The organism is Methyloversatilis sp. MC4-4, from assembly GCF_049843555.1.
Taxonomy (GTDB): Bacteria; Pseudomonadota; Gammaproteobacteria; order Burkholderiales; family Rhodocyclaceae; genus Methyloversatilis; species Methyloversatilis discipulorum_B.
Genome location: NZ_JBBHZK010000001.1, coordinates 270,159 through 290,920, shown reverse-complemented (window position 1 = coordinate 290,920; position 20,762 = coordinate 270,159). Strand labels below are relative to the sequence as shown.

General features: G+C 66.6%; 21 protein-coding genes. 13 read left to right on the top strand and 8 right to left on the bottom strand.

Features of this window, described 5'->3' with window-relative positions; all coding sequences use genetic code 11:
- Window positions 1-13: 13 nt before the first annotated feature.
- Window positions 14-1,420 (bottom strand): sigma-54-dependent transcriptional regulator, encoded by a 1,407-nt coding sequence (locus tag WDZ97_RS01380; protein ID WP_419543750.1) that lies wholly within the window; start codon window positions 1,418-1,420, stop codon window positions 14-16.
- Window positions 1,417-2,625 carry a sensor histidine kinase gene (locus tag WDZ97_RS01375; RefSeq protein ID WP_304002385.1) on the bottom strand — a complete coding sequence of 403 codons (1,209 nt, stop codon included), beginning with the start codon at window positions 2,623-2,625 and terminating at the stop codon, window positions 1,417-1,419. The genes WDZ97_RS01380 and WDZ97_RS01375 overlap by 4 nt, the downstream gene beginning before the upstream one ends.
- Before the next feature lie 197 nt (window positions 2,626-2,822).
- Between WDZ97_RS01375 and fliF the strand changes: the two genes are divergently transcribed.
- From fliF to fliN, 9 genes are all read left to right on the top strand, one after another.
- Entirely contained in the window at window positions 2,823-4,547 is a 1,725-nt protein-coding gene (gene fliF / locus WDZ97_RS01370; protein WP_425761574.1) for a flagellar basal-body MS-ring/collar protein FliF, read from the top strand.
- Window positions 4,540-5,532, top strand: a complete 993-nt coding sequence (fliG, locus tag WDZ97_RS01365) for a flagellar motor switch protein FliG (protein ID WP_304030475.1) — start codon at window positions 4,540-4,542, stop codon at window positions 5,530-5,532. Before fliF ends, fliG begins: the two co-directional genes overlap by 8 nt.
- A 31-nt stretch (window positions 5,533-5,563) precedes the next feature.
- Complete coding sequence (locus WDZ97_RS01360) at window positions 5,564-6,250, top strand: flagellar assembly protein FliH (protein ID WP_425761573.1); 687 nt, start codon at window positions 5,564-5,566, stop codon at window positions 6,248-6,250.
- Window positions 6,243-7,718 carry a flagellar protein export ATPase FliI gene (gene fliI, locus WDZ97_RS01355; protein WP_425761572.1) on the top strand — a complete coding sequence of 492 codons (1,476 nt, stop codon included), beginning with the start codon at window positions 6,243-6,245 and terminating at the stop codon, window positions 7,716-7,718. Before WDZ97_RS01360 ends, fliI begins: the two co-directional genes overlap by 8 nt.
- Before the next feature lie 80 nt (window positions 7,719-7,798).
- Window positions 7,799-8,236: a flagellar export protein FliJ gene (gene fliJ / locus WDZ97_RS01350; protein WP_024300331.1), complete on the top strand. Its 438-nt coding sequence runs from the start codon at window positions 7,799-7,801 to the stop codon at window positions 8,234-8,236.
- Between the two features lie 68 nt (window positions 8,237-8,304).
- Window positions 8,305-9,315: a flagellar hook-length control protein FliK gene (locus WDZ97_RS01345; RefSeq protein ID WP_425761571.1), complete on the top strand. Its 1,011-nt coding sequence runs from the start codon at window positions 8,305-8,307 to the stop codon at window positions 9,313-9,315.
- 157 nt (window positions 9,316-9,472) lie between these two features.
- Window positions 9,473-10,081, top strand: a complete 609-nt coding sequence (locus tag WDZ97_RS01340; protein ID WP_425761570.1) for a flagellar basal body-associated FliL family protein — start codon at window positions 9,473-9,475, stop codon at window positions 10,079-10,081.
- Between the two features lie 26 nt (window positions 10,082-10,107).
- A complete protein-coding gene (gene fliM / locus WDZ97_RS01335; RefSeq protein ID WP_425761569.1) occupies window positions 10,108-11,133 on the top strand; it encodes a flagellar motor switch protein FliM in 1,026 nt (341 codons plus the stop codon).
- Window positions 11,130-11,576, top strand: coding sequence for a flagellar motor switch protein FliN (gene fliN / locus WDZ97_RS01330; RefSeq protein WP_020165341.1), 447 nt, complete (start codon window positions 11,130-11,132; stop codon window positions 11,574-11,576). Before fliM ends, fliN begins: the two co-directional genes overlap by 4 nt.
- A gap of 95 nt (window positions 11,577-11,671) precedes the next feature.
- Here the strand turns inward: fliN and eutC are convergent, their stop codons facing one another.
- From eutC to eat, 4 genes are all read right to left on the bottom strand, one after another.
- The gene (gene eutC / locus WDZ97_RS01325; RefSeq protein ID WP_425761568.1) at window positions 11,672-12,475 is read right to left on the bottom strand and encodes an ethanolamine ammonia-lyase subunit EutC; all 804 of its coding nucleotides are present in this window, start codon (window positions 12,473-12,475) and stop codon (window positions 11,672-11,674) included.
- Between the two features lie 62 nt (window positions 12,476-12,537).
- On the bottom strand, window positions 12,538-13,383 hold the full coding sequence (locus WDZ97_RS01320; protein ID WP_425761567.1) for a TorF family putative porin: 846 nt from the start codon (window positions 13,381-13,383) through the stop codon (window positions 12,538-12,540).
- Window positions 13,384-13,421: 38 nt separating this feature from the next.
- Window positions 13,422-14,828: an ethanolamine ammonia-lyase subunit EutB gene (locus tag WDZ97_RS01315; protein WP_425761566.1), complete on the bottom strand. Its 1,407-nt coding sequence runs from the start codon at window positions 14,826-14,828 to the stop codon at window positions 13,422-13,424.
- Window positions 14,829-14,838: 10 nt separating this feature from the next.
- Complete coding sequence (gene eat, locus WDZ97_RS01310) at window positions 14,839-16,242, bottom strand: ethanolamine permease (RefSeq protein ID WP_425761565.1); 1,404 nt, start codon at window positions 16,240-16,242, stop codon at window positions 14,839-14,841.
- 213 nt (window positions 16,243-16,455) lie between these two features.
- Here eat and WDZ97_RS01305 point away from each other — a divergent pair, with 213 nt between their 5' ends.
- Complete coding sequence (locus tag WDZ97_RS01305; protein WP_425761564.1) at window positions 16,456-17,475, top strand: helix-turn-helix domain-containing protein; 1,020 nt, start codon at window positions 16,456-16,458, stop codon at window positions 17,473-17,475.
- 136 nt (window positions 17,476-17,611) lie between these two features.
- On the opposite strand, the gene WDZ97_RS01300 is transcribed toward WDZ97_RS01305, so the two are convergent.
- The gene (locus tag WDZ97_RS01300) at window positions 17,612-17,743 is read right to left on the bottom strand and encodes a hypothetical protein (RefSeq protein WP_269744947.1); all 132 of its coding nucleotides are present in this window, start codon (window positions 17,741-17,743) and stop codon (window positions 17,612-17,614) included.
- 78 nt (window positions 17,744-17,821) lie between these two features.
- Between WDZ97_RS01300 and WDZ97_RS01295 the strand changes: the two genes are divergently transcribed.
- Both WDZ97_RS01295 and WDZ97_RS01290 read left to right on the top strand, forming a co-directional pair.
- Entirely contained in the window at window positions 17,822-18,607 is a 786-nt protein-coding gene (locus tag WDZ97_RS01295; protein WP_425761563.1) for a zinc-dependent peptidase, read from the top strand.
- A complete protein-coding gene (locus tag WDZ97_RS01290; RefSeq protein WP_425761562.1) occupies window positions 18,604-19,380 on the top strand; it encodes a hypothetical protein in 777 nt (258 codons plus the stop codon). The genes WDZ97_RS01295 and WDZ97_RS01290 overlap by 4 nt, the downstream gene beginning before the upstream one ends.
- 165 nt (window positions 19,381-19,545) lie before the next feature.
- Here WDZ97_RS01290 and WDZ97_RS01285 read toward each other — a convergent pair whose 3' ends face one another.
- Window positions 19,546-20,148: a TetR/AcrR family transcriptional regulator gene (locus tag WDZ97_RS01285; RefSeq protein WP_425761561.1), complete on the bottom strand. Its 603-nt coding sequence runs from the start codon at window positions 20,146-20,148 to the stop codon at window positions 19,546-19,548.
- 80 nt (window positions 20,149-20,228) lie between these two features.
- Here WDZ97_RS01285 and WDZ97_RS01280 point away from each other — a divergent pair, with 80 nt between their 5' ends.
- Window positions 20,229-20,702: a DUF1348 family protein gene (locus WDZ97_RS01280; protein ID WP_425761560.1), complete on the top strand. Its 474-nt coding sequence runs from the start codon at window positions 20,229-20,231 to the stop codon at window positions 20,700-20,702.
- The last annotated feature ends 60 nt before the right edge of the window (window positions 20,703-20,762 follow it).

Genomic DNA, 20,762 nt, shown 5'->3' with positions numbered 1-20,762 from the left:
CGAAGCGCTCGACTTACCCTTCGCGCAGCAGACCATCCGCCTTGTAACGCGCAAGTTTATACCGCAGCGTGCGTTCCGAAATGCCGAGTTTCTCGATCGCCTTCTTGCGCGAACCACCGACTGCAGCCAGCGTTTCGAGGATGAGGTCGCGTTCCATGTCGCGCACCGATTTCACCTTGACCGGCGCGTCCGGCGTGGCATTCGGCGGCGCATCGTTCGCGGCGGGCACCGGCGCCGCAGCAGCAACGGTCGGTGCCGGTTCGCTCACCGGACGCGGCGCGACACGCTGGCTGCCGAGCACGATGTGCTCCGCCTCGACCGCATCACCCGGCGCCAGGATGGCGGCGCGCTGCATCGTGTTTTCCAGTTCGCGCACATTGCCGGGCCAGTCATGGCCGGCAAGGATTGCCGCAGCCGATTCGCCCAGCTTCAGTGCCCTGCCCTGCGCCTTGGCGCAGGCGGCGAGAAAGTGGCGCGCCAGCGGCACGATGTCGCCCGGCCGTTCGCGCAGCGACGGAATGGCGATCGGGAACACGTTCAGCCGGTAGTAAAGATCCTCGCGGAAGCGGCCGGCGCGGGCCTCGGCTTCCATGTCGCGGTTGCTGGTGGCCAGCACGCGGATGTCCAGCGGCACCGGCTTCTTGCCGCCGACGCGCTCGACCTCGCGCTCCTGCAGCACGCGCAGCAGCTTGGCCTGCAGCGACAGCGGCATTTCGGATATTTCGTCGAGCAGCAGCGTGCCACCGTCGGCCTGTTCGAACTTGCCTGCCTGGGCGGTCGTGGCGCCGGTGAAGGCACCTTTCTCGTAGCCGAACAGCGTCGCTTCGAGCAGGTTGTCGGGAATCGCCGCGCAGTTGATTGCGATGAAGGGCTTGCCTGCACGCGCCGACTGCTGATGGATGTAGCGCGCGAACACTTCCTTGCCGGTGCCGGATTCGCCGGTCAGCAGCACGGTCGCCTCGGACTTCGCCACGCGCGACGCAAGGCCCAGCACCTGACGGGTGCGGGCGTCCTCCGCCACCATGTCGGTCGGTGCCACCACCGGCGCGGCGTAGCGATCGATGTGGGCGAGCAGCACGTCCGGTTCGAAGGGCTTGAGCAGGAAGTCGCAGGCACCGGCGCGCATCGCCGCCACCGCCTTCTCGACGTCGCCGAAAGCCGTCATGAGCAGCACAGGCAGTACCGGCTCGCGGGCGCGGATCTCGCGCAGCAGCGTGAGACCGTCCATCGGCTGCATCTTCAGGTCGGTGATGACCAGGTTCAGCGCGTGCTCACCGGTGTTGCGCTCTATCATGCGCAGCGCCTGCGGGCCGTCGGCGGCACCGATGACGCGGTGACCGGCGCACTCGATCGCCAGGCACAGCGCATCGCGCAGATTGGGTTCGTCCTCGACCACCAGGATGTTCAGCTTCTCGCTCATTGCCCGTTCTCCAGCACTACGTCTTCAGGCGTCTGCGCAGGCAGGCGCAAGGTGAAACGGCTGCCCGCGCCCGGCGCGGACTCGCATTCGATGTCGCCGCCGTGCACGCGCGCCACGCCGCGTGCGATCGCCAGCCCCAGCCCGGTCCCCTCTTCCCGCGTGGTGAAGAAGGGTTCGAACAATCTTTCCTGTATCTCGCGCGGGATGCCGCGACCGTTGTCACGCACGACGAAACTGACGCTGCCCTCGGTCGCCTCGACCGCCAGCGCCACCTCGCCGCCGTCGGCGCAAGCCTGCACCGCGTTTTCGAGCAGGCTCACCAGCGCACTGGCCACCGCCTTGCGGTCGCCGGACACGCTGCCTGACGCCGTCTCCACCGTCAGCCGCACACCGGCCTGGCGCGCCACCGGCTCGACCGTGTGCTGCAGTTCGTCGACCAGCGCTGCCACATCGATCGCTTCGCGGCCCAGCACCTCGCCGCGCGCGAACATCAGCGTGTCGCGGATCAGCCGTTCGAGATGCCGCAGCCGGCCCTGCGCGCGCGAGGCGATCGACTTGACGTCGTCCGGCGCCATGTCGCGCGAAATCAGCGTACCCACGTACAAGGTCGCCGCCGCCAGCGGCGTGCGCAACTGGTGCGCCAGCGAGGCGGCCATCTCGCCCATCGCCGCCAGCCGCTCGTTGCGCGCGGCGGCGATCTTCAGCGCGTGCTGGCGCGTCATGTCGTGCAGCAGCACGATGCGTGCATCCTCGCCGGCCAGCCGCGCCTCGCTCATCGACAGCCGACGAGCCTGTCCGTCGGTGCCGACGCAGTCCCATTCGGCCGGTGCGTCCGACGGCTGCAGCCGGGCGGCACTGCTGTCCCAACCCGCACCTGCGCGCGCGCCCACCATGTCCAGTGCGGCCGGATTGGCCTGTTCGATCGCACCCGCACCATCCACCACGACCACGCCGGCCGGCAGCTGGTTCAGCAGCGTGCTCAACCGATCGGTCAGGCGCGCCTTTTCCTCGTACTGACGGCGCAGTTCGCCGTTGGCCTGCGCCAGCTCCTCGGTCAGGCTGGCGACCTGCTTTTCCAGCGCGCCATAGGCCTCGGTCAGTTCGGCCGAAGCGGCATTGAACAGACGGAAAGCTTCCGCCAGCCGCGCCGCCTCCTCGGGGGCGATGCGGGCCGGTTCGGCGGCGCTGGCGGACGGCTCTGACATGCGTGTCGTAGACAGTGAATTGATCGACGGTGCCAGCGTAGCAAGCGTCAAGCCACAGATTGGCGGGAATCAGCCGGCCAAAAACCCGCCTTATTCATGGAACGCCACGCGCGAGGGGGGCAGAGAATCCGTCCCATCCTCGATGGTGTGTCGGTACGTCGACACCCGGCATTCGAGCAACTTGCAAGAGACGAACCATGGCCGACGCCGTACTCGATCCGAACGCCGCCCCCGCCTCGCCGGCTACGCCGCTGGCACTGGCCCAGCAACGGCTGGCCGAAATGCCGATGCAGAAGAAGATGGCGCTGGCCGGCGGGCTGGCGATGGCCATCGCGCTGCTGGTCGGGCTGATGCTGTGGAGCCGCACGCCCGACTACGAGGTGCTGTTCTCCAATATCAACGACAAGGACGGCGGCGCCATCGTCGCCGCGCTGCAGCAGGGCAACGTGCCCTACAAGTTCTCCGAGGGTGGCCACGCCATCCTGGTGCCGTCGCAGTTCGTCCACGACACCCGCCTGAAGCTGGCCGCGCAGGGTCTGCCGCGCGGCGGTTCGGTCGGTTTCGAGCTGATGGAAAGCCAGAAGCTGGGCCAGTCGCAGTTTTCCGAACAGGTGACCTACCAGCGCGCACTCGAAGGCGAGCTGGCGCGCACCATCGGTACGTTGGCTGCGGTCGATGGCGCACGCGTGCATCTCGCCATCCCGAAACAGAGCGCCTTCCTGCGCGACGATCAGAAGCCGTCGGCATCGGTCGTGGTCAGTCTTCTGGGCGGCCGCACGCTGACGCCGGAGCAGGTCGGCGGCATCGTGCATCTGGTCGCTTCCAGCGTGCCGCAGCTGCAGCCGACCAGCGTGTCGGTACTGGACCAGAACGGCAATCTGCTGTCGAACAACCGCGATGCCAAGGACAACGCGTCGCTGAACCCGACCCAGCTGAAGTACGTGGGCGAAATCGAGGCGGCAACCATCCGGCGTATCGAGGGCATCCTCGAACCGCTGGTCGGTCGCGGCAATTACCGCGTGCAGACGGCGGCCGACATCGACTTCAATCAGGCCGAACAGACGGCGGAAACCTACAAGCCGAACCCGACCCCGAACGCGGCCATTCGCAGCCAGCAGCTCAGCGAGTCGGAGACCAATCAGCCGAACGCGGCCGGCGTGCCGGGCGCGCTGACCAACCAGCCGCCGACGCCAGCCACCGCGCCGGTCACCACGCCGCCCGCGCCGGGCACGCCGGCGGTCGAAGGCGCCAACGGCCAGCCGGCAATGCTGCCGATCAATACGCGCAAGGATTCGACCACCAATTACGAGCTCGACAAGACGGTGCAGCACGTCCGCCAGTCGGTCGGCCAGATCAAGCGGCTGTCGGTGGCGGTGCTGGTGAACCACAAGACCGAGACCGACAAGGACGGCAAGGTGGTACAGGTGCCGTTGAACGAGGAGGAGATCCAGCGCATCACCGCGCTGACGCGTGAGGCGATGGGCTTCAACGAAGGTCGTGGCGACACGATCAATGTCGCCTCCGCGCCTTTCACCGAAGTGGTCGATGCAGCGCCCGAAACGCCGCTGTGGAAAGACCCGGAAACCATGGGCTTCGCGCGCGAACTGCTGAAGTATCTGCTGGTCGCTGGCGTCGCCGCCTACCTGCTGCTCGGCGTGCTGCGCCCGCTGGTGCGCAATCTGACCACGCCGGCAGAAGCTGACGAGAACGAGCCCGAAGTGCGCGACGTGACACTCGACGAGAACGGCCAGCCCATCCCGGGCGCTCTGGCCGGCGGCTCGGCGGCGCAGATCGAAATGTCTCCGGAAGCGCGGGCCCAGCTCGACTTCGAAACGAAGCTCGAATCGGCGCGCGAATTCGCGAAGAACGATCCGAAGGCGGTGGCCGAAGTGATCAAGCACTGGGTGAGCGGCGATGAATGACGACGGAATCGAACGCAGTGCCCTGCTGCTGGTGACGCTGGGCGAGGATGCCGCCGCCGAGGTGCTGCGCCACCTCGGCCCGCGGGAGGTGCAGAAGATCGGTACGGCGATGGCCGGCCTCAAGAACGTGCCGCGTGAGAAGGTGCAGGCCGTGCTCGACATGTTCGACGAGGCGACCGCCGCCGGCAGCCGCGTGTCGGCCGACGAGACGCTGATCCGCAACATGCTCACCAAGGCGCTCGGCGAGGAACGCGCCGGTCACCTGCTGTCGCGCATCCTGAACGACTCCGACACCGCCGGCATCGAGGGCCTGAAGTGGCTCGATGCCGCCACCATCGCCAACCTGATCAAGAACGAGCACCCGCAGATCATCGCCACCATCCTGACCCACCTGGAATTCGACCAGGCGGCCGAAGTACTCAAGCTCTTCGTGGAGCGGCTGCGCAACGACGTCGTGCTGCGCATCGCCACGCTGGACGGCGTGCAGCCGGTGGCACTGCGCGAGTTGAACGAAGCGATGTCGCGCGTGCTGTCGGGTTCGGCCAAGATGAAGAAGACGACGCTGGGCGGCATCAAGGCCACCGCGGAAATCCTCGGCTTCGTCGGCAGCGCCAACGAGTCGGCCATCCTCGATGCTGTGAAGGAATACGACGCCGATCTGGCGCAGAAGATCGTCGACGAAATGTTCGTGTTCGAGAACCTGCTCGACATCGACGACCGCGGCATCCAGACGCTGCTGCGCGAGGTCAGCGGCGATCAGCTGGTGCTGTCGCTCAAGGGGGCCTCGCCGGAGCTGCGCGAGAAGATATTCAAGAACATGTCCTCGCGCGCCGCCGAGGCGCTGCGCGAGGACCTCGAAGGCCGCGGCCCGGTGAAGCTGTCGGAAGTCGAAGCCGAGCAGAAGGAAATCCTGAAGATCGCCCGCCGTCTGGCCGAGGAAGGCCAGATCGTCATGGGTGGCAAGGGTGGCGAGGAAATGCTTTGACGATGGCCCGCTCTGAGGCAGGCTGCGCACGATGAACAGCGAATCCTTCACTGCCTGGCAGATGCCGGTGTTCGATACGCCGGAAACCGCACCTGCGCCGGCGCCGGAACCGGCTGTCGATGCCGACCAAGCGCATTCCCCCGCGATGGCGCCGGAGAATGCGACTGCGGTCGACACGGACGACGAGACGCCGGCGCCCTTCCGCTTTCCCACCGCCGACGACATCGAGAAGCTGCAGCAGGAGGCGCACCGCGAGGGCTATGCCGCCGGCTACGAGGAGGGCACGGCGCGTGTGCGCATGGAAGCGATGCGCCTGCACAGCGTAGTCGAGCAACTGGAAGAGGCTCTGGCAGCGCTCGACAACTCGATCGCACGCGAGGTGCTGAACCTCGGCGTCGAAATCGCGCGCAACGTCGTGCGCCAGACCATACGGGTGAATCCCGAGGTAGTGGTCGCCGTCGTGCGCGAAGCGATCAACCAGTTGCCGCACCAGCACACCGCCATCTATCTGAACCCCGAAGACGCCTCGGTCGTGCGCAGCCATATCGGCGACCAGCTCACGCACGCCGGCCACCGCATCTTCGAGGACGGCGCCATCGCGCGTGGCGGCTGCAAGGTCGAATCCGGCGGCAGCCAGATCGACGCGACGGTCCCGACACGCTGGGACCGCATCGTCGAATCGCTGGTCGATGGCGCGGAGTGGCTGGAACATGACTGAATCGACCTTGGAGCCGGACAGCGCGGACAGCACGGACGAGCAACCGGAGGAGGCGGCCGGCAAACCGAATGCGCACGTGCGCAAGTGGTCCGGCTTCCTGACCGACTGCGGCACGCTCGCCGGACGCGTCAATCCCTATCAGCACGCCGGTCGTCTGACCCGCATCAACGGTCTGGTGATGGAAGCGGCCGGCCTCAAGCTGCCCCTGGGTTCGGGCTGCCGCATCATGGTACCGGGCGGCAACAGCTGCGAAGCCGAGGTGGTCGGCTTCAACGGCGAAAAGCTGTTCATGATGCCGACCGACGACGTGGTCGGCCTCGCACCGGGCGCCCAGGTCATCCCGCTCGAAACCGCCCCGCAACGACCGACAACGACCGAGCGGCTGGAGCCGCGCCGGCGCGCCTCCGACCGCGCCAAGCACCTGCCGGTCGGCGACGCCCTGCTCGGCCGCGTGGTCGATGGCGCCGGCCGCCCGCTCGACGGGCTCGGCCCGCTGATCACCCGTCATTCGCGCTCGGTGGCCAGTCGCGCGGTCAACCCGCTGCTGCGCGAACCGATCAAGCGCACGATGGACACCGGCATCCGCTCGATCAATTCGCTGCTCACCGTGGGCCGCGGTCAGCGCATCGGCCTGTTCGCCGGCTCGGGCGTCGGCAAGTCGGTGCTGCTCGGCATGATGGCGCGCTTCACCTCGGCCGAGGTCGTGGTGGTCGGGCTGATCGGCGAACGGGGTCGCGAAGTGAAGGAGTTCATCGAGCAGATCCTCGGCGCCGCCGGCCTCGCCCGCTCGGTGGTGGTCGCAGCCCCCGCCGACACCAGCCCGCTGATGCGCCTGCAAGGCGCGGCCTACGCCACCACGGTGGCCGAATGGTTTCGCGACCAGGGCCGGCACGTGCTGCTCATCATGGATTCGCTGACCCGCTATGCGATGGCGCAACGCGAAATCGCGCTGGCCATCGGCGAGCCGCCGGTGACCCGCGGTTACCCGCCGAGCGTGTTCGCCCGCCTGCCACAGCTGGTCGAGCGCGCCGGCAACGGCCCGGAAGGCGGCGGTTCGATCACCGCCTTCTACACCGTGCTGGCCGAAGGCGACGACCAGCAGGACCCGATCGCCGACTCGGCGCGCGCCATCCTCGACGGCCACTTCGTGCTCACGCGCCAGTTGGCCGACTCCGGCCACTACCCGGCGATCGACATCGAACAGTCGGTGTCGCGTGCCATGCACAGCCTCGTCAAACCCAGTCATTTCGATCTGGTACGCCGCTTCAAGGGCTACTGGTCGCGCTACCAGCGTGCGCGCGACCTGATCGCCGTCGGCGCGTATGCGCCCGGCGCCGACCCGCAACTGGACCAGGCAGTGAACATGTTCCCGACGCTGGAGGCCTTCCTGCAGCAGCGCATGGACGAGCGCGAGGGCTACGAGGATGCGGTCATGAAGCTGCACCAGATCTTCGGTCAGACGCCATGATTGCAAAAATCCGTCACTGGCCGAAAATGCGTGATCTGGATCACGCCCGGCCCCGCTGATCGGAACGATGCTTTCAAGTCATGGCTGAACAATTCCGACTCCAATCCATCCTGGATCTCAGCGTCACGCGCATGGACGAAGCCGCCCGTGCGCTTGCTGCGCTGATGGCCAGCGAACAGGACAACACGCGCAAGCTCGACATGCTCGAGCAGTACCGCAACGAGTACCAGGGCCAGTTCATGGCGGCCGCACGCAGTGGTCTGACGCCCAATCAGTGGTCCAATTACCGCGCCTTTCTTGCCCGCATCGACGACGCGATCAGCCATCAGCAGAGGCAGGTCGAACGTTCGCGCGATCTCGCGCAGGCCGGTCAGCGCGAATGGCTCGACACGCGCACCCGGGTCAAGGCGTTCGAAACGCTGTCCGACCGCCACCACGCAGGCGTCGCCCGCAAGCAGGCCCGTGCCGAGCAGCGCGTGAACGACGACCGTTCGGGCCGTCAGGTCAACGACGACTGAGCGGCTCCACCCTTACCGGCAACTGGCACGGATAGTGCTGAGGTCCCTCCGTCACAGGAGAGACCACCATGCCGGCACCGACGCTTAACCTGCCCACTTCATCCACGCCGCTCGCCACGTCCGGCCCGGTCGGAGAGATCCGCGGCATTGCTGGCGAACTCAGCGGCGAAGACGCTGCCGCCTTCGCCAACCTGCTCAAGGACAATCTGCAGGCCAGCGGACAAGGGCGCGAGCTTCCGCCCGCACTGCTGGCCGACCTGATGGCCGACGCCATCAAGCCGGATGAGGACGCGCAGGAACTGATCACGACCGAAACACCGCAGAGCGGCGCCGACATGCTCGCAGCCGGCCTGCTGATGACCCCCGTGCTGCAGCTGGCCGATGCGCTGAAAACGGCGGCTTCGAGCGAAAGCGAAGCGACGACGGCGTTGTCTGACCTCACCGGCGGCAATGGCGGCAAGCCGGCCAAGGGCGATGCCGCCCCGCTGGCGGCAGGGATTGCCGCCCAGGCCGGCAGCGAAGCGGAGGTGGACGGCAAAACGCTGCCGGACTTCGACCTCGCTGCCGACGTGCTGCCCGATGCCTTCGCCGACAACACCACCGGCACGATGCAGCAGGCACAGCACGCCGACTTCCGCGCCCATATGGCGGCAGCCCAGCAGCCGAAGACCGAGATGACGGTCGCCACACCTGTGAGTCAGCCCGGCTGGGCGGACGACGTCGGCCACCAGATCAGCTGGCTGGCCGACCAGGGCATGAGCAAAGCCGAACTGGTGCTGACGCCGCCGCACTTGGGTCGCATCGAAATCACGCTGGAAATCGGCTCCGACCTGAGCACCGCACAATTCGTATCGGCCAGTCCGCTGGTACGCGAGGCGCTCGAACAGGCGATGCCTCGTCTGCGTGAAATGCTGGCCGAAGGTGGCATCTCGCTGGGCGAGGCGAACGTCAGCAGCGACCAGCCCTCGCGCGAGGGCCAGGGCGGAGAACAGCGCGGCCAGCGCGGTCGCGACAGCGGCGAGCTTGCGGTCAGCCAGACCGCGCGGCGCGGCACCGGACTGGTCGATCTGTTCGCCTGACGCACCTCCGGAATCTGTGGCAGCCGCAAAGGTCGGGATGCACCTGTCGAGCAAAAAACCGCTCCGGCACTAAAAAAACGGATCAATCAGCCGTTATTCGGACATTGAAAGGCATGTGTGCCCGCCGACAATTCCGAATCAGACAGGAGCATCGAATATGGCCAAAGCAGCCGCCACACCGGACGAAGCCGGAGCAGACGCACCGAAGAAGAAGGGCAACAAGATGCTCGTCATCATCATCGCCTTGCTGGTGGTGGTGATACTGGGCGGCGCCGCGGCCTTCTTCATGATGGGTGGCAGTCACGCCGACGAAGGCGAGGACGGCGAAGAAGTCGTTGCCGAGGAAGATCATGACGCGGCGGCCAAGGAAGCGAAGAAGGCCAAGCTGAAGAAGAAGAAGGACGCGGAAGCCAAGGGCCTGCCGCCGGTCTTCGTCGAACTCGACCCCTTCACCGTCAACCTGCAACCGGAAACCGCGGTCGACCAGTACCTGCAGGTCAAGGCGACACTGCGCGTCGATGAACAGCCGGCAGCCGACAACCTGAAGGCCTACATGCCGGAGATCCGCCACCGTGTGCTGATGCTGCTGTCCGGCAAGAAGGCCTCCGATCTGGGTACCACGGAAGGCCGCGAGCAACTGGCGGAAGACATCAAGCACGCGGTCAATGCCATCGTTGGCGAGGTACCGCGGAACCGCAAGGGCGAGCCCGAAGAGCCGATAGGTCCGGTCGAATCGGTGCTCTTCACCTCCTTCATCGTGCAGTAGCGCGGAAGAGAACAGCGAGGAAGATCATGTCCGACTTTCTTTCCCAGGAAGAGGTCGATGCCCTGCTGAAGGGTGTCACCGGCGAAACCGACGAAGCCGTCCAGGAGGACGACACCGGCGGCATTCGCCCGTACAACCTCGGCACCCAGGAAAGAATCGTCCGCGGGCGCATGCCCACGCTGGAGCTGATCCACGAGCGTTTCGCCCGTTACCTGCGCATCGGCCTGTTCAACTTCATGCAGCGCAGCGCCGAGATTTCGCTCGGCCCGATCCGCCTGCAGAAGTACTCGGAATTCATCCGCAATCTGGTGGTACCGACCAACCTGAACCTGGTCCAGGTGAAGCCGCTGCGCGGTACCGGTCTCGTCGTGTTCGACCCGAATCTGGTGTTCCTGGTCATCGACAACATGTTCGGTGGTGACGGACGCTTCCATACGCGGGTCGAAGGGCGCGATTTCACGGCGACCGAACAGCGCATCATCCACGGCCTGCTCGACGTGTTCTTCGCCGAGTACGAGCGCTCGTGGGAGCCGGTGCACAAGATCAAGTTCGAGTACATGCGCTCGGAAATGAACTCGCAGTTCGCCAACATCGCCACGCCGTCGGAAATCGTGGTCGCCTCGACCTTCACCGTCGAACTGGGTGGTGTGTCGGCAGAGATGCACATCTGCCTGCCCTATTCGATGGTCGAGCCGCTGCGCGACATCCTGAATTCGTCGATGCAGAGCGACAGCGTCAGTTCGGACAACCGCTGGATCAAGCTGCTGACACGTCAGGTGCAGGACGCCGCGGTCGAACTGTCGGTGAACCTCGGAGACGGCTCGCTCACGCTGGGCGGCCTCAACAACCTAAAGGTTGGCGACATCATTCCGATAACTATTCCAGAGACGGTGACGGCCTCGGTCGATGGCATAGACGTGTTGCAGTGCAAGTATGGCGTTCAGAACGGGCACTACGCATTGCGCATCGAGCGTTTCATGGCCGGCGAGGAAGAGTTGATCGAGCACGCCCTGAACGCCCAGGGCAAGAAGACAGGTGAGGAAAAACCATGAGCGATCTGGCCGAAGCCGAAGAACAAGTCAGCGACGATGACTGGGCCGCCGCGATGGCGGAACAGACCACCGCAGACGAAGCACTCGCCGCACTGGACGCCGACCACGCAACGGTGGAGGCGCAGCCGGCAAACATATTTCAGCAGTTCGGGGAAAGCGCGAACAAGCCTGCCGAAGGCCTGCGCGACTTCGAAATGATCCTCGACATCCCGGTGCAGCTGACCGTGGAACTGGGCCGTACCAAGATTTCCATCCGCAATCTGCTGCAACTGGGCCACGGCTCGGTGGTCGAGCTCGACGGCATGGCGGGCGAGCCGATGGACGTGCTGGTCAATGGCACGCTGATTGCGCAGGGCGAGGTGGTGGTGGTGAATGACAAGTTCGGCATCCGCCTCACCGACATCATCACCCCGGCCGAGCGCATGAAGAAGCTCAAGCGCTGAAGCCCACGAACCTCCTCCTGATTCGACCAGATTGAATCGGGTTTCAGGGCGACGCAGATGCGTCGCCCTTTTTCTTTGGCACCGCGCCTTTCCGCTCAGTCCAGCCGTGGCGTGCCCGCCCGGTCGATCAGCGGCAGCGTGTGGTCGCTCTCGTCCTTCAGTCCGACACCGGTCAGGCGCAGCGCACTCGCCTGCTGCATCAGCCAGTTCAGGCGATAGGCGGCGGCACCATAGGGCTGGCCCTCGGGTCGCACATTCGATATGCAGTTGCGCTCGGCGTCCGACCTGCCGACGCGTGGCGCCCAGGTGAGATAGACACCCAGGCTGTCCGGCGAACTGAGCCCCGGCCGCTCGCCGATCAGCATGGCCACCATGCGTGCGCCCAGCGCCTCGCCGACCTCGTCGGCCAGCGCCACGCGCGCCTGGGTGGCGATCACCACCGGCGCGATGCACCAGTCCTCTGGCAGCAGCGGATACAGCGCCGCGAGCAGCGGAACCGCGTGCCGCGCCACCGCCGCCGACGACAGGCCGTCGCCGATCACCACCGCCAGATCGCAGCCCTCACCGCGCATGCCATCCAGGCGCACGCGGTCATCGGCGTCGAGCCGGCGGCCGAGGTCAGGCCGGCGCAGATAGGTTTCGCGGTCGGGCGCACGGCTTTTCACCGGCAGTGCCGGCCAGTCCTGCGCGTTCAGTTCGGAGGCCAGCACCGCCACGTCGAGCGGCGTGTGGATGGCATCGCGGGCCAGCGCGTGGGCCAGACCGAAGCCCAGCGCTTCCGCGGTGGGCACGGCGTTGCCGACGCGGCCGAGACCGATGCGCGCCGACGTGAAACTTCGCCACAGCGCCCATGCATCCGTGCTGTCGCTCAGCGCGCCGTCCTTGTCTTCATCCTTCATCGCACATCTCTTCACGTTCCTCGCGCCGGCCCCGGCCGTCGCTGCCCGGGGCCGACGCCATCTCAGAAGGCCTTGGTCACGCTGACGAACAGCTTGTCCTTCGCAATGTCGGAATCCGACCGCCCGTTGTCCAGGCTGACGAAGTCCTTGTACGCGTTTGGCTCGCTCGATGCCGAGTAGAACACGCCGGCCGACCAGCCATCCGGCAGCGCGCGGGTGACGCCGATCTTGTAGTAGGTGATGTCCAGTCCGGTCGAATTGCGCACGATCTGGCGACCGATCTGACCGCTGACGTTCCACCCTTCGGCCACGTCGTAGGCAGCGTTCAGTTCGAAGTAATGCGAACCGCGCGTGTTGCCGGTGACGCCGGCCGACAGGTCGCCGAAGAAGCCACCATTGACCGGCGAATTGTTGGTGCTCCAGCCGAAGTACTCGTTCAGCGTGCGACCGGTCTTGAAGGTGAGCCATTCCCAGCTCAGCGCGACATAGGCTTCGGCAGTGTCGAGACGGTTGCGTGCGTTGAAGCCGGTGAAGGGCGAATCGTCCCAGTTGGCTCCCGGGTACATGTAATACACGGCGCCGACATCGACGCCTATCGTGTCCGCCACCTTGGTGCGGTAGCCACCGTAGAGGTCGGTTTCGACCGCTGCGCCCGGCAGCCAGTGATCGGATACGTTCGACGCGAAGAAGCCGGCGTAGAAGCCCGAACTGTGCACCGCCTCGATGCTGAACTGCAGGGCCGGACCGCCCCAGGTCTGCGACTGGCCGCGGAAGATGTAGTCGCTGACCAGCGTGACGCTCATCGGCACCGTCCAGTCGGAGGCCGGCGCGGCCTCTTCGGCGTGTGCCAGCGGTGCGGCGGCGAACAGGGCTGCACAGAGCAGCGTGGTGTGGCGGATCGAAGTCATGAAGAAAGCTCCCGGTCTGTTTGAAATGGATGTGGATTTCATGCGGCGCGCGGCGAGGGCAGCGCAGCCAGCGAAGTGATGCCGTCGACCAGCGCGCGGCCGCTGCCGCGCAGCAGTTCGCCGTTCGGATCGGTCAGGCCGATGGACTGCAGCCAGCGCTCGAATTCGGGCGCGCGCTTCAGGCCCAGCGTGCGGCGCAGGAACAGCGCGTCGTGGAAGGAGGTGCTCTGGTAATTGAGCATGATGTCGTCCGCCCCCGGCACGCCGATCACGAAGGGAATGCCGGCGGCGCCGAGCAGCACCAGCAGCGTATCCATATCGTCCTGATCGGCTTCGGCGTGATTCGTGTAGCAGACGTCGCAACCCAGCGGCAGGCCGAGCAGCTTGCCGCAGAAGTGGTCCTCCAGCCCGGCGCGGATGATCTGCTTGCCGTCGTACAGGTATTCAGGACCGATGAAGCCGACCACGGTATTGATCAGCAGCGGCTTGTAGCGACGCGCCACCGCGTAGGCGCGCGCCTCGCAGGTCTGCTGGTCCACGCCGTGGTGGGCGTTGGCCGACAGCGCACTGCCCTGCCCGGTCTCGAAATACATGACGTTGTCGCCCAGCGTGCCGCGACCGAGCGACAGCGCCGCGTCATACGCTTCGTCGAGCACGGCGAGGCTGACGCCGAAGGATGAGTTCGTTTTCTCGGTGCCGCCGACCGACTGGAACACCAGGTCGACCGGAGCGCCCTGCTCGATCAGCTTCACCGTATTGGTCACGTGGGTCAGCACGCAGCTCTGGGTCGGAATGTCGAAGCGTTCGATCAGTTCGTCCAGCATGTGCAGCAGGCTTGCGATGGCCGGCAGGCTGTCGGAGGCCGGATTGATGCCGATCACCGCGTCGCCGGCACCGCACAGCAGGCCGTCCAGCGTCGAGGCCGCCACGCCGCGCAGGTCGTCGGTCGGGTGGTTCGGCTGCAGCCGCACTGCCAGATGACCCGGCAGGCCTATGGTGTTGCGGAACTGCGTCACCACGCGGCACTTGCGCGCCACCGCGATCAGGTCCTGGTTGCGCATGAGCTTGCTCACCGCTGCCACCATTTCCGGCGTCAGTCCCGGCGACACCGCGGTCAGCACATCGGCGTCGGCCGCGTCGTCGAGCAGCCACTCGCGGAAACCGCCCACCGTCAGATGGGCGATCGGTGCGAAGGCTTCGCGGTCGTGGGTGTCGATGATGAGGCGGGTGATCTCGTCCTCCTCGTACGGCACCAGCGCCTCGCTCAGGAAGGTGGCGAGCGGGATGTCGGCCAGCGCGTGCCGCGCCGCCACCCGGCGCAGCGCGGAGCCGGCGGCGACGCCGGCCAGCACGTCGCCGGAGCGGGCCGGGCTGGCGCAGGCCATCACCGTCTTCAGGTCGGGGAAGCTGAACGCCTCCCCGCCCACCGTCACGCGATAAGCCATGGCGCTCTCCTCAGCGGCTGCCGGCCAGCATCACGTCTTCCGGTGCGTCCGCGCGCTGCTGGCCGGTCAGGAAGAAGTAGGCCGAGGCGAGCGCGAACAGGCCGAGGAAGACGCCGGCCAACAGCGTGTTGAACCACACCATCGCGCCGAGGCAGAACACGCCCAGCGCCAGCGCGATGGCCGGGAATACCGGATAGAACGGCGCGCGGTACGGACGTTCCAGCAGCGGTTCGCTCTTGCGCAGCTTGAACAGCGAGGCCATGGACATGATGTACATGACGATGGCACCGAACACCGACATGGTGACGATGTTGGCGGTCAGCGTCTGGCCGCCGAAGCTGACCCACGAGTCGCTGAAGATGGCGACCACGCCGATCGCTCCACCCGCCAGCAGTGCGCGGTGCGGCGTCTGGAAACGCGGGCTGAGCGCGGCGAAGTAGCGCGGCAGATAACCAGCACGGGCGAGCGCGAAGATCTGCCGCGAGTAGCCCATGATGATGCCGTGGAAGGAGGCGATCAGGCCGAACAGTCCGATCCACACGAGCATGTGCAGCCAGCCGCTGTTCTCGCCGACCACCGCCTTCATCGCCTGCGGCAGCGGGTCGTTGATGTTGGAAATCTGACGCCAGTCACCGACGCCGCCGGCGAAGATCATCACGCCGAAGGCAAGCACCAGCAGGGTGAGGATGCCGGCGACGTAGGCGATCGGAATCGTGCGCTTCGGGTCGCGCGCCTCCTCGGCTGCCATCGCTGCCCCCTCGATCGCCAGGAAGAACCAGATGGCGAACGGGATGGACGCGAAGATGCCCGCCAACGCCACGCCGGAGAACTCGTTCTGGCCGGCCCAGCCATTGGCGACGAAGTTCGCCATGCTCCAGCCCGGCGCGACGATGCCCATGAACAGCAGCAGTTCGAAGATGGCCAGCAGCGTCACGAACAGTTCGAAAGTGGCAGCGATGCTCACCCCCACCCAGTTCAGCGCGATGAATACGACGTAGGCACCGAGCGCGATCATCTTTGGATCGACGCTGGGGAACTGCACGTTCAGGTAAGCGCCGATGGCCAGCGAAATCGCCGGCGGCGCGAACACGAATTCGACCAGCGTCGCGAAGCCGGCGATGAAGCCACCGAATGGCCCGAAGGCGCGGCGCGCGTAGGCGAAGGGGCCGCCGGCATGCGGAATCGCCGTCGACAGTTCGGTGAAGCTGAAGATGAAGGTCGCGTACATCGCGGCGACCAGCACGGTCGCGCACAGGAAGCCCAGCGTGCCGGCCGAGTTCCAGCCGTAGCTCCAGCCAAAGTACTCGCCCGAAATGACCAGCCCGACCGCAATGCCCCACAGCTGCAGCGGGCCCAGCACCTTCTTCAGCGACTGTGGACCGCCCGCCCCCGCCGCGTTCAGTGTTGACGACATGTTTTCCTCTCCCGGATCTGTTCCGCCCGGCGCGGAACCTCTTTTTCATTCGATCACCGGGAAGGCGTCCCCACTATCCGGAATCGGAAAAGTCGCGGCAGTGCACTATCCCGAATCGGAAAAGCTGTTTGCGGCAGTTGGCACGGGGAATGCTAAGTCCCTGCAATCACGGTACATTCCTGTTCGCGCGAGCGACAGGAGGAGAGGCAGAACATGGGACATGACATCGCGCCAGCCCCGACCGCGGAGGACGCCACCAGAAGCGCCCCGAAGGACGGAATCCGCGTGTGCCGCAGCGACGACGTCGCCGAGCACGCGGACAATATTTCGCGCTGGCATCAGGAATACGAGCAGTTGTCGGGTGGCGTGTTCAGCGGCTGCATCCGCGAAATGCTGGTTGAGGACGGCCCGCGGCTGCAGGTGTTCCACGAATACACCGAGCAGGAAACCAGCCAGCAGTGCGGCCCCTGGTCGGGCTCGGTATGGATGGGTCTGCCCGATCTGTCGCGCACCGGTGAAGTGCGCTTCTGCGGTCGGCCGCACAGCGATGGGGTGCACCTGATGATGGCGCGCGCCAGCAGCGGCTTCACGCTGCGCACGCCGCGCGACTTCGGCATCTACGGCATCGTCGCCGACGAAGGCTGGCTCGCCTCGCGCCTGACCGGCCGCCACGGCCACAAGCTCGAACAGCTGCTGCTGCACGGCTCGGTCGCCAGCCGCGCGCTGAGCCCGTCGCGGCACAGCGAACTGTGCTTCCTGATCGAAGGCCTGCTGGAACCGGTCGGTGCCACCACACCGTCCGGTGATCTGTGTGCCGATCTTGTCGATCTGCTGCTCGACAGCCTGGGCGACGACCCGACGCCGCCGTCGCGCACCGCGCTCGAACAGCGCCGCTTCGACATCGTGATGCAGGCGCGGCGCATCGCGCTGAAGCCGGAAAGCTCGGTCGATGGCGTGGACGAACTGTGCGAACGGCTGCACGTCACGCGCCGCACGTTGCAGAACCACTTCAACAGCGTGCTCGGCATGGCACCGAAGGATTACCTGAAGCGCGTGCGCCTGAACGCCGTGCGGCGCGCGCTGCAGCACGGCAACGACCCGGCGCGCAGCGTGCACGACATCGCGATGCAATGGGGCTTCTGGCACCTCGGCCACTTCTCGCACGACTACCGCGAGCTGTTCGGCGAACTGCCGTCCAGTACATTGCGGCGGGCGCTGAACGGGACGTTCTGAAGCGGGCGGCAGTGAGGGCGGTCATTGTGGGCGCGGCCTTGGCCGCGACGTGTCCGCCCCACGCCGCGTCAACGAAAAAGGGCGACCGCTTGCGCGGTCGCCCCTCGCACACCTGTCTCACGACAGTTGCGCGGAATCAGGTCTTTGGCTTCTCCGGCTGGGAGCTCTGGGGTTTGGCGTCGCCGTGCTTTTCGCCCGGGCATGCAAGAACGGCACTGGACGACGCAAACATCGCCAGCCCCAGCAGGATCGCGAGACGTTTCATCACGGATCACCTCCTTTAGTGGTTGCAGAGCCTTCACAATAGGCGCTGACCCCACCCCGCGCAAGAGAGGATTACTTCCGGATGTTGCACTGGCTGCGCCGACTCGTTTCCGCCGTCGAACCCGAATTGCCCGACGTACCTGACGAACAGTGGGAACGCATCGAGGCCCGCCTGCCCTGGGTCGATTTCCTCGACCCCGCCGACCGGCCGCGCCTGCGTGAACTGGCGCGGCAGTTCATCGCCAGCAAGGAATTCCACGGTGCCCACGACACCGTGCTGACCGACGACATGCTGCTGGAGATCGCGCTGCAGGCATGCGTGCCGGTGCTCAATCTGGGGCTGGACTGGTACGACGACTGGGTCGGCGTGGTGGTCTATCCGGGCGACTTCGTCGTTCCGCGACGGGTAACAGACGATGCCGGCGTCGTGCATGAATACGAGGACACGCTGGTCGGTGAGGCGTGGGAAGGCGGTCCGGTACTGCTGTCCTGGCAGCCGGAATCGCTGGCGGCCGACGGCATCAATGTGGTCATCCACGAGTTCGCGCACAAGCTGGACATGCGCAACGGCGAGCCGGACGGCCTGCCGCCGCTGCACGCCGGCATGAGCGTGCAGCGCTGGGCCAGCGTGTGGTCGACCGCCTACGAGCGCTTCTGTGCTGACGTCGATGCGGGCGTCGACACCGGCATCGACGAGTACGCCGCGGAAAGCCCGGCCGAGTTCTTCGCCGTCATGTCGGAGTGCTTCTTCGAGATCCCGGATCTGATACAGCAGGCCTGGCCCGATCTGTACGAGCAGCTGGCCCGCTTCTACCGGCTCGACCCTGCACCGCGCGCCCGCACGCTGTTCCCGCCGGACGCCGCATGATCGAGGAACTGATTGCCTGGGCACGCCTGGACTGTCTGCCGGCAGCGCAGCGCCTTGGTCTGCGCCGCGAGGCGGCAGCGCTCGCCGTGCGCCACCGCCGGCTGCGCACGCACTGGGCAGACCACATCGCGCAGACGCGCGCCGCCTTGCTCGCCGCCGCCCGCGTTTCCGCCGCAGTACCGGATGCGCCGCGGCGCGCATGGATCATGGGCGCCGGCCTGCTGCAGGACGTGCCGCTACCCGAGCTGCTCTGCCTGTTCGATCAGATCGATCTGGTCGACGTGTGTTTCGGCCCTGCGGCGCGCGCCGCCGAGCGCAATCATGCGGGCCGCGTGCGCTGCGTGCGGCAGGACGTGAGCGGCGTACTCGACGACCTGTCGCGCGATCCGCAGCGCGCTTCACCCCCGATGCCGGCCGACGCCTGGTGCGCCTCGGTGAACCTGCTGTCGCAGCTGCCGCTGCTGCCGTGCGCGGCGCTGCTGGAGAGCGGTGAGGCCGAGGCGGCCGTCGAACGCTACGGCACGGTGATACAGCAGGCGCACATCGACGCGCTGAGCCGCGTGCCGCAAGCCTGTCTGATCATCGAATACGCGCGGACAAGGGCGGATGCGCCGGACGAAGTGCTGCTGCCCGGTCTGCCGGACCGCCTCATCCGAGACGGCTGGACCGCCGGCGCGCGCTGGCAGTGGGCGCTGAATCCAACAGGAGAAGCGGACGAACCGTCCGGACGGGCAATGCAGGCCTGGCGGCGCGGCGGTGACGCGGGCCGCTGACGACAGGCCCAGTCGCTGTACTTACCGCGCACACCTCCTCTCCTGGGGAGCGACCCTTGGCCGCGACAGGGCCTTTGCAGTCCTCGGGCTTCGATGCGCGCTGCTTGTCGGGTTCAAGACCCCTCCCACAGAACCCCGGCCCTGACTCCGCCCACGAATCAGGTGTCAGACGTATGCGCGCTCCGCCCCGGCGAGCACCCGCGCAAACGCCCGTGCCAGCGGCGCGCGGGCGGCGTCCGCGCCTTCCATCTGCGCGCGCACGATGGCGCCCTCGATCAGCAGCAGCAGGTCGGCCGCCATTTCGTCGGGTCGCGCGCAACCGGCCTCGCGACAGGCGGCTTCGATGCGCGCCGCCAGTTCCCGCTTGTGAGTGACCGTCATCGCCGGTGCTTCCGTACCCGCTTCGGCGTGACCGTTGATGAAGGCGCAGCCGCGGAAGCCGGGCGCACGAAACCAGTCGTCCAGCGCATCGGGCAGCGCGGCGAGCCAGGCAGCGGCGTCCGGCGCGCCGGCCAGACGGCTTTCCAGCCAGCCCATCCAGCGCGCATGGCGCAGGTCCAGATAGGCCTCGACCAGCGCCTGCTTGGTCGGAAAATGGCGGTAGAACGAAGCCTTGGCGACACCCGACTCGGCAATGATGCGGTCGATGCCGGTGGCGCGCAGTCCGTGCCGGTAGAACAGCCGGTAGGCGCATTCGAGTACGCGGGTCCGCGCATCCTGCTCGGGCAGCGGACCGGGTCCGGCGAGATCGTCGAGAGATGTGAACATCCATTCATGTTGACAGACAGACCTGTCTTGTTCAAGTATGTAGACAGACCTGTCTCTTTTCCACCACCCGGAGCATTGCCATGACCGACGCCCCCCGCCCGCCCCTGCCGCCCTTCACGCCGGAGACCGCTGCGCAGAAGGTGCGCGCCGCCGAAGACGGCTGGAACAGCCGCGACCCGCAGCGCGTATCGCTCGCCTACACCGCTGACAGCCGCTGGCGAAACCGCTCGGAGTTCCTGCGCGGCCGCGCCGAGATCGTCGACTTCCTGACCCGCAAGTGGGCAAAGGAGCGCGAGTACCGGCTGATCAAGGAACTGTGGTGCACCGCCGGCAACCGCATCGCCGTGCGTTTCGCCTACGAGTGGCAGGACGACGCGGGCAACTGGTTCCGCTCCTACGGCAACGAGAACTGGGAATTCGACGACAACGGCCTGATGGCGCATCGTCACGCCAGCATCAACGATCTGGCGATCAGCGAGTCGGAACGCCTGTTCCGCTGGCCGCAAGGGCGGCGCCCCGACGATCATCTCGGTCTGTCCGAACTGGGGCTCTGACGATGCGGCCGCCGGTGTCGCGAAGGTCGACGCGGGCCGGCGGTCGGCGGTAGATTGCGG

Coding starts and splice junctions, on each gene's coding strand:
- WDZ97_RS01315 (WP_425761566.1), bottom strand. CDS start 14,828: ATGGCTTATCGCGTGACGGTGGGCGGGGAGGCGTTCAGCTTCCCCGAC.
- WDZ97_RS01285 (WP_425761561.1), bottom strand. CDS start 20,148: ATGTTCACATCTCTCGACGATCTCGCCGGACCCGGTCCGCTGCCCGAG.
- WDZ97_RS01360 (WP_425761573.1), top strand. CDS start 5,564: ATGAACAGCGAATCCTTCACTGCCTGGCAGATGCCGGTGTTCGATACG.
- WDZ97_RS01280 (WP_425761560.1), top strand. CDS start 20,229: ATGACCGACGCCCCCCGCCCGCCCCTGCCGCCCTTCACGCCGGAGACC.
- fliI (WP_425761572.1), top strand. CDS start 6,243: ATGACTGAATCGACCTTGGAGCCGGACAGCGCGGACAGCACGGACGAG.
- WDZ97_RS01380 (WP_419543750.1), bottom strand. CDS start 1,420: ATGAGCGAGAAGCTGAACATCCTGGTGGTCGAGGACGAACCCAATCTG.
- eat (WP_425761565.1), bottom strand. CDS start 16,242: ATGTCGTCAACACTGAACGCGGCGGGGGCGGGCGGTCCACAGTCGCTG.
- fliF (WP_425761574.1), top strand. CDS start 2,823: ATGGCCGACGCCGTACTCGATCCGAACGCCGCCCCCGCCTCGCCGGCT.
- WDZ97_RS01290 (WP_425761562.1), top strand. CDS start 18,604: ATGATCGAGGAACTGATTGCCTGGGCACGCCTGGACTGTCTGCCGGCA.
- fliN (WP_020165341.1), top strand. CDS start 11,130: ATGAGCGATCTGGCCGAAGCCGAAGAACAAGTCAGCGACGATGACTGG.
- fliG (WP_304030475.1), top strand. CDS start 4,540: ATGAATGACGACGGAATCGAACGCAGTGCCCTGCTGCTGGTGACGCTG.
- WDZ97_RS01375 (WP_304002385.1), bottom strand. CDS start 2,625: ATGTCAGAGCCGTCCGCCAGCGCCGCCGAACCGGCCCGCATCGCCCCC.
- WDZ97_RS01345 (WP_425761571.1), top strand. CDS start 8,305: ATGCCGGCACCGACGCTTAACCTGCCCACTTCATCCACGCCGCTCGCC.
- fliJ (WP_024300331.1), top strand. CDS start 7,799: ATGGCTGAACAATTCCGACTCCAATCCATCCTGGATCTCAGCGTCACG.
- WDZ97_RS01320 (WP_425761567.1), bottom strand. CDS start 13,383: ATGACTTCGATCCGCCACACCACGCTGCTCTGTGCAGCCCTGTTCGCC.
- WDZ97_RS01295 (WP_425761563.1), top strand. CDS start 17,822: ATGTTGCACTGGCTGCGCCGACTCGTTTCCGCCGTCGAACCCGAATTG.
- eutC (WP_425761568.1), bottom strand. CDS start 12,475: ATGAAGGATGAAGACAAGGACGGCGCGCTGAGCGACAGCACGGATGCA.
- WDZ97_RS01340 (WP_425761570.1), top strand. CDS start 9,473: ATGGCCAAAGCAGCCGCCACACCGGACGAAGCCGGAGCAGACGCACCG.
- fliM (WP_425761569.1), top strand. CDS start 10,108: ATGTCCGACTTTCTTTCCCAGGAAGAGGTCGATGCCCTGCTGAAGGGT.
- WDZ97_RS01305 (WP_425761564.1), top strand. CDS start 16,456: ATGGGACATGACATCGCGCCAGCCCCGACCGCGGAGGACGCCACCAGA.